Below are 19,688 nucleotides of genomic sequence, written 5' to 3' on the forward strand. Positions count from 1 at the left end.
CATCTTCCTATCCTCCTCGGACCAGCTCTTGTAGTCTAGCAGTTGGTCTGCCTGGCTGATGGCTCGCTCAGGTTGTTGGGTAAAGGGTTTATTCCCGAAAAACTCCAACCATGGCTTGCGAACCTCGTCTTTGCTGGTTTCTCTGTATTTTTTGAGTTCTTATTTGTGATGTTCTTTCAATAGTTCTTCAAACTCAGAGACAGTCATACCTAACTGCTGGCTGGCAACCTCGGAAGTCAGAAGACCTTGACGGACTAGATTTAGTAGCATAGACAAACTTCCTTCAACTTTCCCACGCTCCAGTCCCTGTTCAATGCCCTCTGCACGACCACGTTCTAATCCTTTTTCTTCAGCTTGTTCCAAGGCATAATCATGAGCCAATAACGCTTGTTCTTCACGTCTGCGTTGTTCACTAAACATTTTCCTATCCTCCTCGGACCAGCTCTTGTAGTCTAGCAGTTGGTCTGCTTGGCTGATGGCTCGCTCGGGTTCTTGAGTAAAAGGTTTGTTACCGAAAAACTCCAACCACGGCTTACGAACCTCGTCTTTGCTGGTTTCTCTGTATTTTTTTAGTTCCAAGAACGCCATCTTGACCAGATGGTTTTCTTGTCCATTGTTTGTGATAGTTAAAACCTCACCTGTCGTGTCCTCGCGCATGCTAAAGCTATGAAAGGCCAAATCATCTTGGAAATAATTACTATCCACAATAGCGATTGCGTATACTGGTGCGATGTGTTTGTAACTCTGATGAGTATCACCTTCACGTTGACGAATTTTTTCTAGGTTTTGATTGACCTGACTGCACAAGTAAGCCCACAGGCGATTGATGAAAAAATTCTGATGATGAACTTGGATTTCGATAATAACCTGCGTGCCATTGTCCAACTCCGCCAAGACATCTATGCTAGTGTAGAAATCCTGCGCCGAGTACGGCATGGAAGGCAAGACGTGAATATTGCTCCCCTCCAAAATGGTTACATTTTTTGCTGGTAAGTCCAACATATCGCGGATAAATTGACAAGTGATTTCTGGATTGCTAAAAATCTTCTTAGCAACCAAGTCATTAGTCGGGCTGATGCCTGGATGTCTTAGAATCATCCTTTTCCTCCTTTTATTATACCACAGTTTTAAATCTAATTTTGCTAGATTCGATGGTTCCATCTATTTATTCGAAAAGGAAATGAATTGTGAAGATATTTTATCTCGTTTCAACTAAAATATGAGCTTGATCAACCAGTTGTCCATCAACAGTCATATTCAGATAGAAATCCAAGGTCTTATCAGCAGCAAAATACAGGGTTGGTATGGTCAAGTCTTTTTTGCTTTCCCCAGTTTGGAATTGAAGAACTTGTATCTCATCCTGATAGGCAACACCATGCACACCTGTCCCAGGTTGAATCGAAATCTTAGCCTCCAAAGGAGTATTACTTTCGCTACGTTCAATTCTAAAATGAAGAGTCTCTCCCTTTGCCACAGCTAGACTTTTTTCTGCAAATACTAGCCCCTGAACAACTACTTTTTGTAATAACCTCGGAGTTTTATAAAGTGAAATCTTGGTCAATACAGGCATAGATTGTGCCTCTGTAATCATCACGCGCACCTTCTGTGCCTTTACTAGTGAACCTCGCAAGAGGCGCTTATGACCAACTGTGAATTCCGTACCAAATTCTTGCCAGACGCCACCCATCTCTACTTGCACCTGAAAAGCAGCAATTCGTTGTCCTATCTTCAAATCTTCTCTTAACTCAATTACATCAAAAGTTTTAGGAGATCCTAGGTCGAGTTCTAACTGGATGGGCAAGCCTACATCGCTTGCCCAAGAGCTGGTCTCAAGGCCATCTGTCAGATGATGACAGCCAAAGTCTGCGGAAAGAGCGGGACCAGATACCTTGGCTCCCAGAGCCAAATCTTCCCTATAGAGCTCGTCACGATAAGCCGCAAATTCGTAGAGACGCTTGATATCTTTATCGTCAAATAGACCATCTTGATTCGGCGGAATATTAAGCAAGAGAGGTGTTCCCCTCCCTACCGAGTGAAAATAAATCTCTACCAACTCCTCAAGTGACTTAGGATCCTGATCCTCATGGTAAAACCAACCTGGTCTAATGGAAACATCTGCCTCACCGATTGAGAAAATCCTGCCTGAAGAATCCCCATGCTGAAGATAGTCCAGCTCTGCTGCTGTTCCTAGTTGATCTGGATTCACCTTTTGCCACAGGGGATCACCTGCATACCCTCGTTCATTGCCAATCCAGCGGATACTGGTACCTTCTGTTGAAAAAATCAAGCAGTCTCCCTGCAGGTCACGAATGGTCTCAAACCATTTCTCAAATTCATAATTGACCTTTTGAGCACCCTCTCCTCTGGCACCATCCATCCAGACCTCAGCAAATTTTCCTGCATTGCCATAGGCAGGATTTGATAAAATCTCCTTCAACTGAGACAAATAATAGGCATTATAGTCCGCTTCTCGATCCACATGATAGAGAGGACTGTGGGCATCCCACGGCGATAGGTAGACCCCCATATCCATATCAAACTCTGTGGCGGCTTGGGACACTTCAAGGAGCAAGTCCCCCTCTCCATTCCTCCAAGGACTGGCCTTGACCGAATAATCTGTATGAGCTGTCGGATAGAGGACAAAGCCGTCGTGGTGCTTGATCACCAAAATCAACTTTTTAAAGCCCGTTTCCTTGAGCACGCGAACCCACTCACGCGCATCTAACCCTGTCGGATTAAAGCGTTCAGGATCCTCCTGACCTGTCCCCCATTCCTGGTCATAAAAGGTATTAGGCCCAAAATGGATAAAGGCCGCTAGTTCATCCTCTAAATAAGCTAGTTGAGCCTGACTAGGCAAGGGGCCATGCGGTTTTATTTCTCTTACCATACTACTTCCTATCTACACTTTTCTTTACTTTTTTGGCATATACTTGCAATTCGGTTAAGGCTATGGGACTAGTCAAACCTTCAAATCGAAGACGAAGGGCATAGGTCTCCACCTTATCAAATTCAAAACGAAGCTCTTCATCCTTGTCGCTTGACACTTTTCGGATAGCTGATACAGGGCGCCAATTCTCCTCTTGCTTGAGCAGAGAATCCTTGTCCAAATGGTTGGGAGTTCGAGGTAAGGCAGGCTCATTCCCTACATAATAATCAATAAAGGTCGGCTCTACCACCACGTAATCTTGATTTTCAACATAATACAAGGTCAGGTTATCTACAAATCGCGGTTTTAAAATCCCTGCATCTCCAAACAGAATGCCCACGCTGGCTTGCTCTGACTTGGCAATCCAAGTATTGGCTGTCGATTTCTTCCTAGCAATAACCTTGTCATTGAGATATGAAGCTGGATGATTAGGCTCTGAGTGGGAAGCAAAGACCAGAGGCAGATTAGACCCTGTCCACTGATTGGAAATAACTTCCCCATCTACACTAGCAGCTGTCACATGAATAGTGACTGTTGCTGGCAACTCACAACTCGCTACTTGCCCTGTGAGAACATATTCTCCTACCTGAGCATAGATTTGAGGATCGAGTTCATCCCAAGTCACCTTGGCAGTATCTCGTCTGCCATCTGATAAGACTAGCTTGACTCGCTCTGGTAAGTGTGGAGCTTCCTTGACAAGCGTCCAGACCCTTTCAGGCTCAATAGCGTAAATCCCTTGGACACAAACCTGAGCCAAAGCCTTTAGATCCAGCCCTTCTAGCTGACCAGATACCGTAAATTCATGAAAGCTTTCCAAAGCTTCTTTAGGAATTTCCTCCCACACAACCTTGACTCGTTTTGCACCGCCTGACTCATAGTCCACCAAGACCGAGGACGGAAACTGTGGATAAATCCCCTTATCTGTATACAAGCGAAGCAGTCTTACAGAAACTGCCTTCCCTAGTGAGGTATTTTCTGCGACCTGCAAGTGAGTTTGATAGGTCTTCCCTTGATAAATAGCACGGATAAGCAAGTCACCTGCAGACAAGCAATGAAGCACTCCCTGCTTGATAATAGCATGGGCACTGCCACTCGTCTCCCAAATCACTTCACTATTCCCCACCTTATTCACAGGGTTATCCACAATTTGTGGATAAAGCCCAATGGCTGGGGAATCTCCTTCTTGTAAACCTGTCTGCTTGTCCACTCGAATCTCAAACAAGCGCTTATTTTTCACTGGCTGGTAAGGCAAAGCTTCTCCCACTAGAAAATCAAAACTTGCTGGCTCTAGTCCTCTAGCACTGGCTTTTACTCTCACTTGACCTGACTGATCTAAGCTCTGAACTAAAACAACACCCCTGCCATGAAAGCCTCTCCTCTTAAACCGACCATTTTTCTGAGCCTGATAACGTTCACGACTGGCCTGTCTGCCGTTATCCACACCCACAATGCGAGCAGGACCTTGAATTTCAAAATGAAGTTGATTGGAAGCAGTCGACACCCAATTTCCATCCTTGTCCAATACATCAAAATAGAGATAAAGGAGGTCTTGTCCATCTGGTTCCAGTTGTGTTTTCTCGGCATGTAGCCCGATTTGAACTGGCTTACCTGCAGTCACCACCCTATCTTCTGCCACAATCTGACCTTGACGGTCATAGGCCACAGCACGCAATTCTCCTGGTTGATAAGGCAAACGCCATTCGAGATAGAGTTGATCTGAACCTTGTCCCTCTTGGTATTTTCTACCATCTGAAGTCCATTTTTCCTGAAAAGTCTTTCTCCCCTGAGATTTTCCATTGAGAAATAGCTCTACTGAACCAGCATTTGAATACACTCGAACAGGGATATCCCCATACTTATCCACAACTTGTTGATAACTCTGGTGGATTTCCCAATTCCAATGGGGCAGGATATGAACCATAGGATGCTGATCTAGTTCCAACCACTGACTTTGATAGAAATAATAGTCATTTTTAGGAATCCCTGCCGTGTCCACAAGCCCAAAATAAGAACTCTTGACAGGCGTATCATTTTGATTGTGCCAAGGAGTCGGCTCACCGATATAGTCCACCCCTGTCCAGATAAACTGACCTGCATAGTCTAGCCGATTTCGATCTGCTATCCAAGAAGCCGTCGCCGTCTTCCCCCAAGGAACCCGATCATTGCCATAGTCCGACTGTTCAAAATTCCTCACGCGACGATTATCCCCAACCCATTCCTTATCTGGTCGAAAATAGCTGTCACGAGTCCGTGTAGCCGATGAGGTTTCAGACCCATAAAGTCGCCACTTGGGATGTCTTTTGCGAATCGCGTCAATATTGTCTTCCGAGTAATTCAAGCCCACCACATCCAGCAAATCAGCAATCTTTTCATGACCTCCAGAACCATCTCCAAAACGGAACTGATCCATTCCCATGGTTACAAAACGGCTATCATCAACCTCCTTAACCCTTTCCAGCAAGCGTTTGATCGTCTTCAATGAATGAGCATCTCCATTTGCTTCGCTGACTTCATTTCCCAAGGACCACATAAAGATAGCTGGATTGCTCTTGCCACGCTCAATCATAGTGCGCAAATCGTAGTCTGACCAAAAATCGCCTTCCCTCGCTTCTGGATGAGTTGCTTCTTCCTCAAAAAAGCGACCATAATCATATTCTTTCTTGCCTCCATACCAGGTATCAAAGGCTTCTTCTTGGATGAGTAGGCCCATTTTGGCAGCCAGATCCAGCAAGATACTACTAGCTGGATTATGGGTAATTCGAATAGCATTGACCCCCATTTCCTTCATCTGGAGCAAGCGTCTCTCAGCAGCTGACCTGTTTTCCGCAGCTCCCAGCGCTCCGTAGTCATGGTGCAGACAAACCCCATGAATCTTCAACCAGCGACCATTTAGAAAGAAGCCATTATCCGCTTGCCAATCCATATAGCGGTAACCAAAAGTCTCCTCTTCTTCATCAACTAAGACGCCATTTTTATAAAGACGAGTCTTCAATTGGTAAAGGTGAGGGGAATCAATATCCCAAAGCAAAGGTTGAAAAATTGATATTGCTTGTTTGAAATGATATTTGTCCCCAGCTTCAATCACTACAGAGTCTGTCGCCTGCCAGTCTGACAGTTGTTGTCCATCATACCAGATACTCTGTTCCAAATACACCGACACGGACTGAAGCCCATCATTTGAAACCTTGCTTTCAAGCTGGGTTTCCACCCAAGATCGCCTTTGCCCCTTAAGCTTGGAACTTGCTATCTTAATCCCATACAAATCCAGATGAACTGCATCTGTAATCAACAATTTTACTTCTCGATAAATACCGCTACCCGAATACCAACGACTGCTAGGTTGCTGATTTTCCACAAAAACCGCAAGCTGGTTGGCCGTCCCATCGTTTCTTAGATAAGGTGTGATATCATGAGAAAAGGGCATATAGCCATTGGGATAATAGCCCAGCACTTGTCCGTTGACATAGACTTGGGCATTCATGTAAACCCCATCAAAGAGCAAACGCACCGAAACAAGACTGGCATCTTCTTCCAAGTAAAACTGCGTCCGATACCAGGCCTGACCCCCATTTAACTGACCACCCTCATTTTGCGCTGGCGAATAATGATCAAAATCATTGTAAATACTCCAGTCATGGGGCACTTGAATGACCTGCCAATTTTCCCTCTGAAAATCCGATGCCAAGGCCTCTTCTTTCCCCACCTCCTGGCTAAAAAACCAGTGATTTCGTAAAACTTCTTCTCTTCTCATACAAGCATTCCTCGTTAAACAAGTCTATTGACTTGACTATAGCACAAAACAAAAGCGCTTTCAAGTTTTCATCCATCACTCCCTAAATACTCAGAAAAGATTCTATAATTTGTGGAGAAGTCTGAAAATCACTCCATGTTCCTATAAACTATCATTTTCAAGAAATAAGATCAAAGCTTACAAGAACCAAAAAAACACCTCTCTGAATGTTCATTCCAGAGAGATGTTCCTTTTGTCTTAGCTATTGTAAATCGATTGTCTAAAGTCATCTGAATCTTTGAGATAAGCTTTATAAATCGCTTTTTTCAGTTTTTGAACGGGGGTTTCGATAAAGGTATAGGTGCGAGCAGTTGTTTTGCCTGCCTTAATCTGTTTCAACTCCTCTTGGACAGCTTTCTGCATCAATTCACTTAACTTCTGACTTGTCAGACTTACTTCCTGACCTTCATATTGGATTGTCAAAGGTTTCAATTGATTGAGCCTATCCACTCTTTCCTTGATTTGTGCTTTTTTGAACTCAGCATAGCTCTTACCACTTAAAACTTTATTGAAAATGTAAGTATCAGACAAAGGCTTGTTTTCAGCCTCTGCTGCTTCTTTAAACTGATTTGACACATAGGGAACAAATCCTTCATAATAGCCCAAAGCAGCCATCAATTCAAAGGCTTGTTTTCTAAAAGTGATATCCCCACTCATACCAGAGTCATTTTGACTAACACCATAAATGGTATCAAACATATCAACGGTATAATAACCATTTGCTGCAATTTTACCTTTATCTGAAAAACCAGCAATGATATAACGATTGACCAGGATATGATTGTCAATCAAACTATCAATATTTGTCAATTTCTTGGCATCTTCTAAGGTCAGTTCTTGAATCTCCTCACTCTTATGAGTCGGTTTAACCGCTGTATTACGGTAATCTACCCAAGTTCTAGGACCTGTTGAAGTAATCGGCATTATTTTTTTGAAATAACTCATCTTGTCTTCTGCAGATAAGCCTCTACTTGCCTCTGCTTCTAGGTAATCTAGAGTATAAAGGACATCAAAACTTCCCTTCATGTAAGATTGCAAATCTTCTACCGTTTTAAATCGTTCAGCTGTTTTATTGTAAAATCCATTCTTATCACTCTCATCATATACAAAGTTAAGATTGAAATAAGTATCCTTTTCTGGATTATAGGAGTTTTCAAAAATACCACGCGCATAAAACTCTGCTCCTGTACCATCTCGACGACCATGATTATTAAACAAGACCGTTCTATCTAGTAAGTGCGTCATTTCATGAGAATAAGTCGCTGAACCTCTATCATCCAGAACCCTATCTATAAAGTAACGGACACCTAATCCATTAGCCTCAGCTCCCACCTTACTTACTGGAGAATAGTAATTCATAGGGGTCATAAATTGGTCGACTCCCTTATCAGCTCCACTACCAGCAGCTGATGACCAAGTGCTATCAATCTGAGCATTCGGATTACTTGTATATTTCTTCATCGTATCAATAATCAAGCGATTTGTCAGCAACTTATCACGATTTTCTGGTTTTGTTATACGATAAAGAGTATCAACATAGTTGGCTTGTTGTACAGCCGCTTTTTCAATTAAAGACTTGACTCTAGCAAGCTCAGCCTGATACTTAGTTGGATTAGACTGGGCAAGAGAAGTATCTATATAGGAACCAATATTACCGTAAGTAATCGTCGCCATATTACTAATCACGTAAACATGTGGTTCTTTCACATTCAAAAGGCCCAAAATAGCAGCCATATTAGCTTCTTGTTTACGAGGATCCTTTTCCCCAGCGGTCAACTTGCTATATAGCCCGACATGCACTGAAGGATTTTCCTTAGATGGTTTTTCAACAATCATAGCTTGGCTAGATTTTTTAAGCCAAGTATCCGCATCATCTGACGTAAAGAGTTGGCGATTGCTGTCTAAAAATTCCTTCAAGCTAGCCTTACCTGTAATGGTAGATAAGTATTTTGTAAATGTTTGAGGACTATTGGTCAATTTCATCTCTTCATAAGACATGGATCCTAATTTTTTCAAACTATCCAAGGCTGTCATTGTCTTATTGCCAAATGAACTTGGATTAAAGGCCAGAATATCACGAATATTCGTGTCCCCAAATTGAATATTATAAAAACGATTGATATAAGACAGTCCCAACAAAATCTGCTCTTTGTATTGCTCCAGCTCTTGTTTGACCTTGTTGCGATTTTCAGGGGTATCTCCTATAATCCCCAAAGTATGAGAGGCAATCTTTTTGAAACTTGACTCAGCTTGCGTCTTCGTCTGATCAAAGCTTTCTTGAATTGACAGTTTTTGAAGATACTCTGTGCGCAACATATCTTTGACCTCTTGATCAGTGATATTTGGATGTGTTTTTCTGAGCAAGATTTTACGCATGGTAATATCTCGAGGATCATAGACAGGCTCCAACTGTGCTTTTAATTTACTATCATTTAAGAAATCTACTGACCTCGCGCTTGTGGTAAGAGCAGACACATCCACAGCATCTTCTCTCTCACTATTAGCTGGAAGTAAGTGTGGTTTATCCTCCTGACTACCAACTAAAATAACTCTCGGTTTCATTGATTTTGTTATTTGACTCACTTCCTGAGGATTAATCAATTCACCAGTTTGTTCATTGATAGCGTAAGTTCTGGTAAGTGTATTCTCACCAACTTCTCCTTCAGATGCTACCTTTTCTATGTTTTTAGCAAGTGAAGAATCCTCTCTTCGCTCCTCAGTAACAGCAATCGGTTGTATTACTTTTTCCACATTACCAACTTGAATCACTTTATCGACTGCTGGATTTACTTGTCTAGTAGTGTCAGATACCGTCACCTGACCTGTTGCCTTGTCTAGTTGATAAGTCGTCCTAGTTTCCACCGAACCATCACGCCCTACAACCGCTACTTCCTGTCGTCTGAACTCCAAAGTAGGATTCACTTGGTAAATCGTTTTATGAGATAGGACAGTAGTTTCAACACTCGGTTTAGTTCCAACTTCTACAACTTGATCAACTTTGTTAGCTACTATGTTGACAGTTTTATTCTCAGAAATATTTCCACTTGCTTGATCTTTAGTATAGGTAGTAGTAACTTGTTCTTGTCCCTCAACACCCGGAATTTTTACTCTTGTAATACCGTGGTCTAGTGCCTCATTCTTTTCATAAATTGTTCCATAAGGAACAGCTTTGGTCTCTACTTTGGTCTGAGGAAGTTGAGTGTCTTCTTTATACTCTGGGAGAGCCTCCTGTATCTCCGGCTCATCGGAAACGCTACCTTTATAAGAGGGAAGAGGTGGTTCGACCAAGGACTCGCCAGAAACACCGCCTCCATAAGATGGGAGAGACAGCTCTACCAAGGACTCGCTAGAGACACCACCTTCATAAGATGGAAGAGCTGGTTGGACTTCCGGGGCTAGACTTAGGCCATTTTCTTGAGGTTCCTTCTCTTTTGTCCCGACCAGAATCTCCTGAGTAACTGGTTCACGAAGCACTTCTCTCCCTACTTCATTTCGCCTTACAACACCATCGATAACCCTTACTTCTGTTAAGATTCGTTCTTGTCCCTTGGCACCTTCTATAGAAATTCTTTTTTCTCCCTTAGTCAGAGTTGGGTCAGACTGCAATTGAGTTTCAAATTCTATCTCCCCTACCCTAACTTCCAGTTCTGGCTTGTCTTCAATAACAGTTTTCATTCCTTCATCTGGTACTTTTTTAGACTCAATACGCATACTTTTTTCAGGAGTTGGATTTAAAACAGGCTCAACTGCGTAAGATGGTTGAGGAGATTGCACAAGATCTTTAGTCGAGCTAAAATGAGATGTAGTCTGTGGTACAATCTTCTTAGATTGAGGTTCTGAACTTTCCTCCTTTTGAGATAATACTGGCGATTCTACCTTATCAACAGAAAGTTCCTTGCTAGCACTATCTCTTACCAAATAATATCCCGTAAATTCATATCCTTGGACTGTTTCAGGACTTGGTAGAAACTGACCTTCTACTCTCTTAACAAGGGCTGGTTGCAATTCTACCAGATTTTCAAAAGCAGAGATGGATGCTCCCCAGCCACCAACAGCAAAGACTGTCACAAGGAAGTAAGACGCTCCCTTTTTTCTCTTGATTAAAGTAAAGGAAAGCAATAATAATCCTGCTCCCAAGATAAACATCCCATCATTAGAAAACAGACCTGTTTCTGGTAATCTTGTAGCCAATTTTCGATAGACAAAGTAGTATTCTTTTCCCTCTTTTACCTCAATCTTATTTTCTTCAAACCATTGCAACTCAGATTTCAGCTTTTCAGATAAATCCTGCTCATCCAAATAATGACTTGAAATTAGTGTTGAACTCGTTTCTGTAGCCTGTACAGGTTCAGCTCCCATACCAGCAAAAAATAAACTCGTTCCTAGCAAGACCGAACAAGCTCCTATTGTATATTTCCTCAAAGAAAAACGCTGCTTTCTCTCAAATTGAAATTCTTTCATCCCATATCCTATCATTCATTATTATTGTATATTTAGTATATCAGAAATAGTTTGTATTCACAAATCTTTCTAGTTATTCCCTTATCATTCCAAGTTAAGGGGGACAACATACAATAATTTTTATTTAAATGTATATCAATGTTCTTTGTTTTTCTTAACAAAAGTAATGTAAAAAGAGCCTGTCGCCAAGCTCTTTGTACTCAATGAAAATCAAAGAACAAACTAAGAAACTAGCCACAGGTTGCTCAAAGCACCGTTTTGAGGTAGTAGATAAGACTGACGAAGTCAGTTACATATATCTACGGCAAGACGACGCTGACGTGGTTTGAAGAGATTTTCGAAGAGTATTAGTCTATTATTTCTTCTCAGCACGAAGGGCTGACAAGATTTGTGTACGGATATCATCCACACCATTTGGCGTATTTGGTAAAAAGATAGTTTGATTTCCTTTAGAAGCAAAGGTATTCAAGGTATCCAAATACTGGTTGGTCAAGAGGATGGACATGATTTGCTCTTCTGTCATGCCAACATTGGCTTCCTTGAGTTCGGTGATAGACTCTGCCAACCCATCCACAATCGCCTTACGTTGTTGGGCAATCCCCACACCATGAAGGCGGTCTTTTTCTGCTTCGGCTTCAGCTGCAGTGACGATTTTAATCTTGTCAGCTTCTGCCAATTCTTGCGCTGCGACCCGCTTACGTTGCGCCGCATTGATTTCATTCATGGATTGCTTAACTTCTGCATCTGGTTCGACCTTGGTAATCAAGGTTTTCACGATAATGTAGCCGTAAGTTGTCATTTCTTCCGCAACTTGGTGTTGAACCTCAAGGGCAATCTCATCTTTTTTCTCAAACAATTCATCCAAGGTTAATTTGGGAACAGAAGAGCGAAGAGCATCTTCGATATAAGATTTAATCTGAGATTCTGGACGCATGAGTTTATAGTAGGCATCTGTCACGCTCTGCTCATTAACACGGTACTGAGTCGCTACATTCATCATAACGAACACATTGTCCTTGGTCTTGGTCTCAACCACAATGTCGCTTTGCAACAAGCGTAACTGGATTCGTGCCGCAATCGAGTCAATCCCAAAAGGCAAGCGAATATGAATACCGCTATTGGCAACCTTTTGGTATTTCCCAAAGCGTTCAATAATCGCCACCGACTGCTGACGAACCACATAAACTGTACTCAGTGTGACTATCACCAATAGGAGCACACAAACCACCACAAAAATCATCAAAAATGTTGCCATTATCGTGACCTCCATCATTATTTTTCCTGTATTATAGCACATTTAAAGAAGGCTGTGCAGTTTTTACTGCGATTTTTCCTGAAATGTCAATAATTAGAGGTGAATTGTCACATTGTCGTCTAATTCCTGGCTAAAACAACTCTTTATAAAAAGCAATCGTTTCTTCTAAGGTTGGCATGAATGGATTTCCTGGTGCGCAGGCATCAACCAAGGCATTCTTAGAAAGATATTCAAAGTCAAAGTCTTTTTCTTCAATACCAAGCTCAGTCAGTTTCTTAGGAATACCTACTGTTTCAGACAGTTTCTCAATCTCAGCAATTGCATAATCGGCACACTCTTCATCTGATTTACCTTCCACATGAAGTCCCAATGCCTTGGCAACATTGCGGAAAGCTTTCGGAACACGTTTAGCATTTTCACGTTCGATAACTGGTAGCAACATGGCACAGCAAACACCGTGTGGCAAATTATATACTGCACCGAGTTGGTGAGCCATTGAGTGAACATAGCCCAGACCTGCATTGTTAAAGCTCATACCACCAAGGAAGATGGCATTGACCATACCTTCACGCGCTTCAATGTCGTGTCCGTTTGCTACTGCACGAGGAAGGTATTCCTTGATAAGCTCAATAGCTCCGATAGACAGTTTCTTAGTCACATCATAAGCACCAGGTGTTACCAAAGCTTCAACAGCGTGCGTCAGAGCATCCATACCAGTCGCTGCAGTTAAGCCTTTAGGCTTAGAGAGCATCAATTCAGGGTCATTGACAGAGATCAAGGCAAGGCTATTCTTATCAACCATGACCATCTTAACCTTGCGTTCTTCGTCAGTAATGACATAGTTAATAGTGATTTCTGCAGAAGTTCCTGCTGTTGTATTGATAGCCACAACTGGCAAGCCTTTTTTAGCAGACTTATGAAGCCCCTCATAATCCTGTGGTTTTCCACCATTTGTAGCTATGATAGAGATACAACTAGCTGCATCCTGTGGAGACCCACCACCAAGACTGATGATAAAGTCGCATCCATGTTCTTCCAAAGCAGCAACCCCATCTGTAACATTCTTACAAGTAGGGTTTGGCTCTACATCACTAAAGATGACATATTCGATTCCTTCTGTATCTAACGGTTTTAAAACCTTAGGCAAAATGTCACTTCCTTCGATGAACTTATCTGTTACCAAAAGTGCCTTTTTATAGCCAAGTTCCTTGATATAAGGACCTACTTCATTTACAACACCTTTACCAATAAGGTTGACTGCTGGAACGTAAAATGTCGCCATATAATTTTCCTCCTGCGCCTCCGCGCTATTTACTTAACATCATTATATTACTTTTTGTATTCGTTTTCAAATATTTGTGAAATGTTTAACAAATATTTTTTAAAGGAGTGATATTTGATTATTCTTTATGAGATTCTTTTCCATCAGCAAACAAAGCAATTAGAACAGATTTTGAAATCATAGCATACGAGGGCTTGCAAGAACACTCTAATTTCCCCTCCTCAATTTAATTAAAAAAAGAATGGTTACATATGTTAGAAACCTTATTCACAATATTTCTCACTCCGTTGTTTATCCAAGTACTACCTGAGCTTTTCAAGCTGTGATTCAATACACAGAACAAGTAACGGTTAACCTTTTAATAGGATAGAAAAAATCATTGGATGCACTGATATCCAATATTTCAAGAATTAATCAATGTTGATGATCTAAATTTGTTGTGGTATACTATTTTTGTCATCGGTTACCGATTACGTTCCTTACGGTTCGTGAAAGGAGGTGAAACTAATGAGCCTTATCCCAGAGCTCGCTCTTACTATTATAGCAGACGTCATCGCTGGAATCATCTTGTATTTCGTCTGCAAATGGCTAGATGGTAAGAAGTAGACCGAATGACTAGCCTGTAAGCACCCGTTAAATCGCTAAGATACGTCAAAAAAGCCCTTAACTACTGGCATAGTTAAGGGCTTTGGTGTTCTAATGAACCTTATCCGATAAAATTATTCTAACATACAGGTCCAGATATTTCAAGAGTTTTATTTATTGTTTAAAGTTCCTTAGGTATCTGAAAGGTCTATAATGAAGTTGACCATCTAGTACCCAAAAACCGACTAGCTCTCATGAACTAGTCGATTTTCTCATCAATGCGCCAACATTTCTTGGGCAATTTCTTGGCCAGATAGGTTATCTGGGTAGTAGGTTGGCCAGTTATCCATTTCTTCAAAGAGGGCTTCTTGGCTTGTGCCTCCAAAGAAGATATGGAAGTGTTCTGCCTTGACTGGGGCGATATTGTGGTCACTAAACTGAACATACTTGAATTGTCCAGCATCCGCATCTGTGGCTTCAAAGAGGAAGCGCACGCCACGATTGCCTTTCTTATAAGTCAAGATTTTCTTTCCGACATACTTGTAGGTGTATTTCTTACTTTGTCCACCTTGAATAAATTCCATAGTGTTATCAGTGATATTGATCTTAGTGACATCTGTCTGATAGCCTTTTGTATAGTAGGCCTTGTACTCAGCCTGGGTCATCTTACCAGTCAACTTAGCCTTGTAGTCAAATACTTGATCAAACGTACCATCTTCAAGGAAAAGATAAACTGATTGCCAGTTACCTGCATAGTCACTCAAGGTGCGGTCCTTGACATCTGCATCTTCAAAGTAACCATTTTGAGCTGTCTTGGTATCCTCTGCCTTTTCAGGCTCAATTGCTGGACCTTCTTGGTCTGTTGTTTGTTTTAGAGCCTTGAGGTTTTTCTCCATGATAGAGATGTAATTTTCTCCAGCCTTGGTGTCCTCTTCTGTCAGACTTTCTAAAGGATTGAGGACATCTGTTTTGACACCTGCTTCTTTTGAAAGTGTGTTAGCAAGGGCTTGTGAAGCATTTTCCTCAAAGTAGATATAGGCGATTTTATTTTTCTTGACGTACTCTGTCAATTCTGCCAAACGAGCAGCTGATGGCTCTGCATCTGGAGAGAGACCTGAGATTGCGACTTGTTTAAGTCCATAGTCCAAGGCAAGGTAGTTAAAGGCTGCGTGCTGAGTCACAAAGCTCTTTTGTTTGGCTTGAGACAAGCCTTCTGCATAAGCCTTATCCAAGGCCTGCAATTTTTCGATATAGGCAGCAGCATTCTTCTCAAAGGTCTCTTTTTTATCAGGATAATCTGCCGACAAGCTATCACGGATGTGCTCTACAAGTTTGATGGCACGGACTGGTGACAACCAAACATGGGGGTCAAACTCATGGTGATGGCCTTCTTCGCCATGGTCATGTTCTCCCTCTTCTTCCTCGCCACCTGGCAAGAGCAACATATCACCTGTCGCCTTGATAGTTTTCACCTTTTTCTTATCCAAAGTATCTAGCAATTTAGGGACCCATGTTTCCATGTTTTCATTTTCATAAACGAAGGTATCTGCATCTTGGATTTTGGCAACCGCCTTGGCAGAAGGTTCGTATTCATGGGGTTCTGTACCAGCACCGATAAGGAGTTCTACATTAGCAGTATCTCCTGCGACTTGCTTGGTAAATTCATAGACAGGGTAAAAGGTTGTCACGATATTTAGTTTGCCATCTGCCTGCTTTTGATTGGAACAAGCCACTAAAAATAAGGCACATAGACTGGCTAGTAATAAGCTAATTTTTTTCATGTTCTTCTCCTATTTGATAAAACGTCTTACTAAACTAATGAGTAAAAAGACAGTTACAAAAATAATGGTAATACTTGCACTTGCAGGTGTTTCTGCATAGTAGGAAATGTAAAGTCCTGCCACCATTCCCAAAAATCCAATAGCACTGGCTAGCAGCATAACCGATTTAAAATTTTTCCCCAGACGCAGGGCAATACTAGCTGGCAAGACCATAATGGTCGACACCAAAAGAGCTCCTGCTGCAGGAATCATAAGGGCAATAGCCACCCCTGTCACCATGTTAAAAAGAATAGACATGGTGCGAACTGGCAAGCCATCCACAAAGGCCGTATCCTCATCAAAGGTCAAGATATACATTGGACGAAGGAAGAGGAAGGTCAACAGCAAAACAACCGCCGCAATGACAAAGAGGGAAATGACCTGCTCTTCGCTGATAGTCACAATCGAACCAAAAAGATACTGGTCCAAACTCATAGAACTCGAGCTTTTGCCCTTGCTCATGACAATCAGAGAAACAGCCAAACCTGTCGACATGAGGATAGCTGTCCCGATTTCCATAAAGCTCTTGTAAACCGTACGGAGATACTCTAGGAAGACCGCCGCAATCAAGACAATGGCAATCGTAGAAACAGTCGGAGAAATCCCTAGTACCAGACCAAAGGCTACACCCGAAAGCGAGACGTGGCTGAGGGTATCACTCATCAAACTCTGACGACGCAAGATAAGGAAGGTTCCAAGAACTGGCGAGAAAAGACTCATCGCAATAACCGCCAGAAAGGCACGCTGCATAAAGTCATAAGATAATAAACTAAGCATGACCCACCTCCTGATCATTCTCATGAACGTTGAAACAACGCCATGGCGAGTCTTGGTTACGGACTAGATGAATATTGCGATCCGCATAATCCTTAACTTCTTCAGGGTCATGGGTAATCATCAACACAGCCTTGCCATGATGATGGGCGCTATGGTGCATGAGTTCGTAAAATTCATTTTTACTTCCTGTATCCATCCCCGTTGTCGGCTCGTCTAGGATAAATACATCAGGGTCAGAAGCAAACATACGTGCAATCACCGCTCGCTGCTTTTGTCCTCCAGAAAGAGACCCCAAGCGTTTGTCTCGGTGTTCCCACATGCCAACTGAGTCCAGACTAGCCTTGATATGCTCCTCATCATGAGCATTCAAGCGACGGAACCAACCTTTTCGTGGGTAGCGTCCCGACTTGACAAATTCATAAACCGTACTTGGAAAACCAGCATTAAAACTGGCAATCTGCTGGGGAAGGTAGGCTATTCTCAATTTCTTACCCTGAGCATTTGTCTTTGAAATAGTCACCTTACCAATGCGTGGTTGAAGAATACCTAGACTGGCCTTGATTAGTGTCGTCTTAGCTGCCCCATTTTCCCCCGTCAAGGTCACAAATTCCCCACTATCAACACTATAATTGATATGCTCCAGAACAGGCTCCTTATCATAATAGAAGGACAAATCCTCTACCGTAATGTATCTCATTATTTGATTTCTCCTACTAAAGCAGTCAAAAACCGCTGAATCACTTTTTGTTCATTTGGAGTAAACTGAGTCGCCACTTGTTCATAGGTTAAAAGTGTGTGCTCATGGTGATGATGGTGCTCCTCAGCGATTGGACGAGCCAGATCAGTCAACTGATAAAAAATCACACGCGCATCCTTAGGATCTTTAGATGTTTCCAACATTCCTTCCTTGACCAAAGACTTAATGGCCTTGGTAACTGCTGCCTGACTGACATTGAGGCGACGAGCCAATTCTGAATTTGTTAAAGATTCCTCTGACAAAAGCATGAGGATATGCTCCTGGGTATTGGTCAGGGCCACGTCGCTAGTACAATTCCCTATTAAAATCTCGTGCTGGTTTTCTGCTTGCAAAATCACTTCATTCAAAAAGGCATCTATATCCTTTGCTAGCTGTCTCATATCTGACTCCTTTCCTTATATGCTTCTCTATTTTCAAGAGAAAATACTATTCTGTGGAATTTTGTTTACCAGTTAATTATATCACAAGCAAAAAAAGAGTCAAGAAAAAACGTGAAAACCAGTTTCATTCTTGAACTCTTCCATATTATTATCTATTGAAATTCCTTAACATCTCCATCGTAGAGCGACCATTCTTTACTGAAAAAGCGCTCATTTAGATGGTAGGTAGGAGCTGGTGTAGGATTGGATAGGAAAGGATCAACTGCCTTGTCAAAAGCTAACCAACCCAACCAACCAAGGTGAATGGTATCCTTCATAAAGAATGGTTCTCCACCATCTTTAGAAAAATCTGCTATATTGGTAAAGCCTTGACTTTCTAACTGGTAGCGAATCTTTTGCACCGTTTGTTGGTACATATCCTCTCGTAGACCAGCGTAGTCCATCCATTTTTTGTTAACAGGTGGAATGATAAAAATCGGATTTACCTTGGATTTAGAAAACTGTGTCAACACTAACTGCAAGTCATTATATTCTGGCGACTTGAGATAGGTATAAGTTTTCTGAGAATCCTTTAATTTATTAAAATCCTTCTTAATCTGCGTAGTATAGAAATAATTTTCCATTCCTAAATCATTATTAGAAGTATTCTTTTCAGCATCTGCTTTAACAACATCTTCTATGGCTTGATAAGAAAACTGATCTGGTAAGGTTTTTAAATACTTAACTACATGTTTATCATAGTTGACATAACCTCTGAAAGAAAATTGACCAAAGAATATCGACTGTCTCTCATTAAAACGAGACATTAAAGCAACTAAATCATAATCTGTTTCTGAAAGAGATTCCCCTTTAGCCAATTTCATAATCATGTCTTTATTAGCTACATGAGGATACTGTTGAAGGAGGCGACTTGCTGCATATTGACTTGCTTGATCTCCCGACTGATTTTCTAAAAAACTAGTTAACTGATCACCATTGAAATACTGTTGAAAAGCTGCTGGTTCGTATCCATTTTTACTAAACCACTGAGGTGAAATAACAAAGACAGCTGGCTTATTTTCCAATTGCGGTAACATCTGTTGCATCCCAAAATACTGATTAAGAGAGGCGGCTCCTCTCTGACCTAACAAATAAGGTCTATAGGAACGATTGTATTTTTCCGCCAATACTGAAGGATGGGCACTATCAAAACGTAACCACTCACTCGAGCCAAAAAAAGGAACAAATCTTAAATCAGGATCTGACAAAGCCCTAACTTTTTGAAATCTTTCTTTAAAACTATCAATTGTAGTTGCTGCTGCCGATCGCTTTTCCCGTATGATATCATGAGCACTCCCAGTAGGGAAGAAGAAAATCAAGAGGTAAACCAACAAACCAGCTGTTATGATCGGTCCGAAGATCATCCATAAGCGTTTAAGCATTTTGTAGCTCCACAATACCAGCTATAATTTTATTAGCTGTATTCCAGTCATCACGACCAAACTCTGTTACAGGGACACGAATGTCAAAACGGTTTTCAATCTCCACAATCAACTCAACCGTGCCCATGCTATCCAAGACACCTGCATCAAAAAGATCTTCATCCATCATGTCAGAAACATCTTCCATAAACAACTCATCAATAATTTCGATAACTTCTGATTTGATATCCATAT

The 19,688-nt window shown here is 41.6% G+C and carries 12 protein-coding genes and 1 pseudogene; all 13 read right to left on the reverse strand.

The window, feature by feature from the left end:
* Positions 1–159: pseudogene (locus SK642_RS11030) on the reverse strand (flagellar assembly protein H domain protein); the annotation flags it as partial.
* Positions 160–1,098: an Rpn family recombination-promoting nuclease/putative transposase gene (locus tag SK642_RS09195; protein WP_033684506.1), complete on the reverse strand. Its 939-nt coding sequence runs from the start codon at positions 1,096–1,098 to the stop codon at positions 160–162.
* 100 nt (positions 1,099–1,198) lie between these two features.
* Positions 1,199–2,887 carry an alpha-L-fucosidase gene (locus SK642_RS09200; RefSeq protein ID WP_033684508.1) on the reverse strand — a complete coding sequence of 563 codons (1,689 nt, stop codon included), beginning with the start codon at positions 2,885–2,887 and terminating at the stop codon, positions 1,199–1,201.
* A 1-nt stretch (position 2,888) separates the two neighbouring features.
* Complete coding sequence (locus tag SK642_RS09205) at positions 2,889–6,677, reverse strand: sugar-binding domain-containing protein (RefSeq protein WP_051734086.1); 3,789 nt, start codon at positions 6,675–6,677, stop codon at positions 2,889–2,891.
* Positions 6,678–6,914: 237 nt separating this feature from the next.
* Entirely contained in the window at positions 6,915–11,177 is a 4,263-nt protein-coding gene (locus SK642_RS09750) for a ZmpA/ZmpB/ZmpC family metallo-endopeptidase (RefSeq protein ID WP_051734087.1), read from the reverse strand.
* 355 nt (positions 11,178–11,532) lie between these two features.
* On the reverse strand, positions 11,533–12,417 hold the full coding sequence (locus SK642_RS09215) for an SPFH domain-containing protein (protein ID WP_004235732.1): 885 nt from the start codon (positions 12,415–12,417) through the stop codon (positions 11,533–11,535).
* A 145-nt stretch (positions 12,418–12,562) separates the two neighbouring features.
* Positions 12,563–13,714 (reverse strand): iron-containing alcohol dehydrogenase, encoded by a 1,152-nt coding sequence (locus tag SK642_RS09220; protein WP_033684509.1) that lies wholly within the window; start codon positions 13,712–13,714, stop codon positions 12,563–12,565.
* 860 nt (positions 13,715–14,574) lie between these two features.
* Positions 14,575–16,080 carry a zinc ABC transporter substrate-binding lipoprotein AdcA gene (gene adcA / locus SK642_RS09225; RefSeq protein WP_033684510.1) on the reverse strand — a complete coding sequence of 502 codons (1,506 nt, stop codon included), beginning with the start codon at positions 16,078–16,080 and terminating at the stop codon, positions 14,575–14,577.
* A 9-nt stretch (positions 16,081–16,089) separates the two neighbouring features.
* Positions 16,090–16,896: a metal ABC transporter permease gene (locus SK642_RS09230; RefSeq protein WP_033684511.1), complete on the reverse strand. Its 807-nt coding sequence runs from the start codon at positions 16,894–16,896 to the stop codon at positions 16,090–16,092.
* Complete coding sequence (locus SK642_RS09235; RefSeq protein WP_033684512.1) at positions 16,889–17,593, reverse strand: metal ABC transporter ATP-binding protein; 705 nt, start codon at positions 17,591–17,593, stop codon at positions 16,889–16,891. Before SK642_RS09235 ends, SK642_RS09230 begins: the two co-directional genes overlap by 8 nt.
* Entirely contained in the window at positions 17,593–18,033 is a 441-nt protein-coding gene (gene adcR / locus SK642_RS09240; RefSeq protein ID WP_033684513.1) for a zinc-dependent transcriptional regulator AdcR, read from the reverse strand. The genes SK642_RS09235 and adcR overlap by 1 nt, the downstream gene beginning before the upstream one ends.
* Positions 18,034–18,185: 152 nt before the next feature.
* Positions 18,186–19,454: a D-alanyl-lipoteichoic acid biosynthesis protein DltD gene (gene dltD, locus SK642_RS09245; RefSeq protein ID WP_033684514.1), complete on the reverse strand. Its 1,269-nt coding sequence runs from the start codon at positions 19,452–19,454 to the stop codon at positions 18,186–18,188.
* A complete protein-coding gene (gene dltC / locus SK642_RS09250; RefSeq protein ID WP_000351967.1) occupies positions 19,447–19,686 on the reverse strand; it encodes a D-alanine--poly(phosphoribitol) ligase subunit DltC in 240 nt (79 codons plus the stop codon). The genes dltD and dltC overlap by 8 nt, the downstream gene beginning before the upstream one ends.
* Positions 19,687–19,688 lie beyond the last annotated feature (2 nt).

Origin of the sequence: Streptococcus mitis, assembly GCF_000722705.1 — a bacterium.
Lineage (GTDB): Bacteria > Bacillota > Bacilli > Lactobacillales > Streptococcaceae > Streptococcus > Streptococcus mitis_P.

What these genes read in the sequence shown, in the direction of transcription:
- SK642_RS09195 (WP_033684506.1), bottom strand. Translation starts at nt 1,098, where the DNA reads ATGATTCTAAGACATCCAGGCATCAGCCCGACTAATGACTTGGTTGCT.
- SK642_RS09200 (WP_033684508.1), bottom strand. Translation starts at nt 2,887, where the DNA reads ATGGTAAGAGAAATAAAACCGCATGGCCCCTTGCCTAGTCAGGCTCAA.
- SK642_RS09205 (WP_051734086.1), bottom strand. Translation starts at nt 6,677, where the DNA reads ATGAGAAGAGAAGAAGTTTTACGAAATCACTGGTTTTTTAGCCAGGAG.
- SK642_RS09750 (WP_051734087.1), bottom strand. Translation starts at nt 11,177, where the DNA reads ATGAAAGAATTTCAATTTGAGAGAAAGCAGCGTTTTTCTTTGAGGAAA.
- SK642_RS09215 (WP_004235732.1), bottom strand. Translation starts at nt 12,417, where the DNA reads ATGATTTTTGTGGTGGTTTGTGTGCTCCTATTGGTGATAGTCACACTG.
- SK642_RS09220 (WP_033684509.1), bottom strand. Translation starts at nt 13,714, where the DNA reads ATGGCGACATTTTACGTTCCAGCAGTCAACCTTATTGGTAAAGGTGTT.
- adcA (WP_033684510.1), bottom strand. Translation starts at nt 16,080, where the DNA reads ATGAAAAAAATTAGCTTATTACTAGCCAGTCTATGTGCCTTATTTTTA.
- SK642_RS09230 (WP_033684511.1), bottom strand. Translation starts at nt 16,896, where the DNA reads ATGCTTAGTTTATTATCTTATGACTTTATGCAGCGTGCCTTTCTGGCG.
- SK642_RS09235 (WP_033684512.1), bottom strand. Translation starts at nt 17,593, where the DNA reads ATGAGATACATTACGGTAGAGGATTTGTCCTTCTATTATGATAAGGAG.
- adcR (WP_033684513.1), bottom strand. Translation starts at nt 18,033, where the DNA reads ATGAGACAGCTAGCAAAGGATATAGATGCCTTTTTGAATGAAGTGATT.
- dltD (WP_033684514.1), bottom strand. Translation starts at nt 19,454, where the DNA reads ATGCTTAAACGCTTATGGATGATCTTCGGACCGATCATAACAGCTGGT.
- dltC (WP_000351967.1), bottom strand. Translation starts at nt 19,686, where the DNA reads ATGGATATCAAATCAGAAGTTATCGAAATTATTGATGAGTTGTTTATG.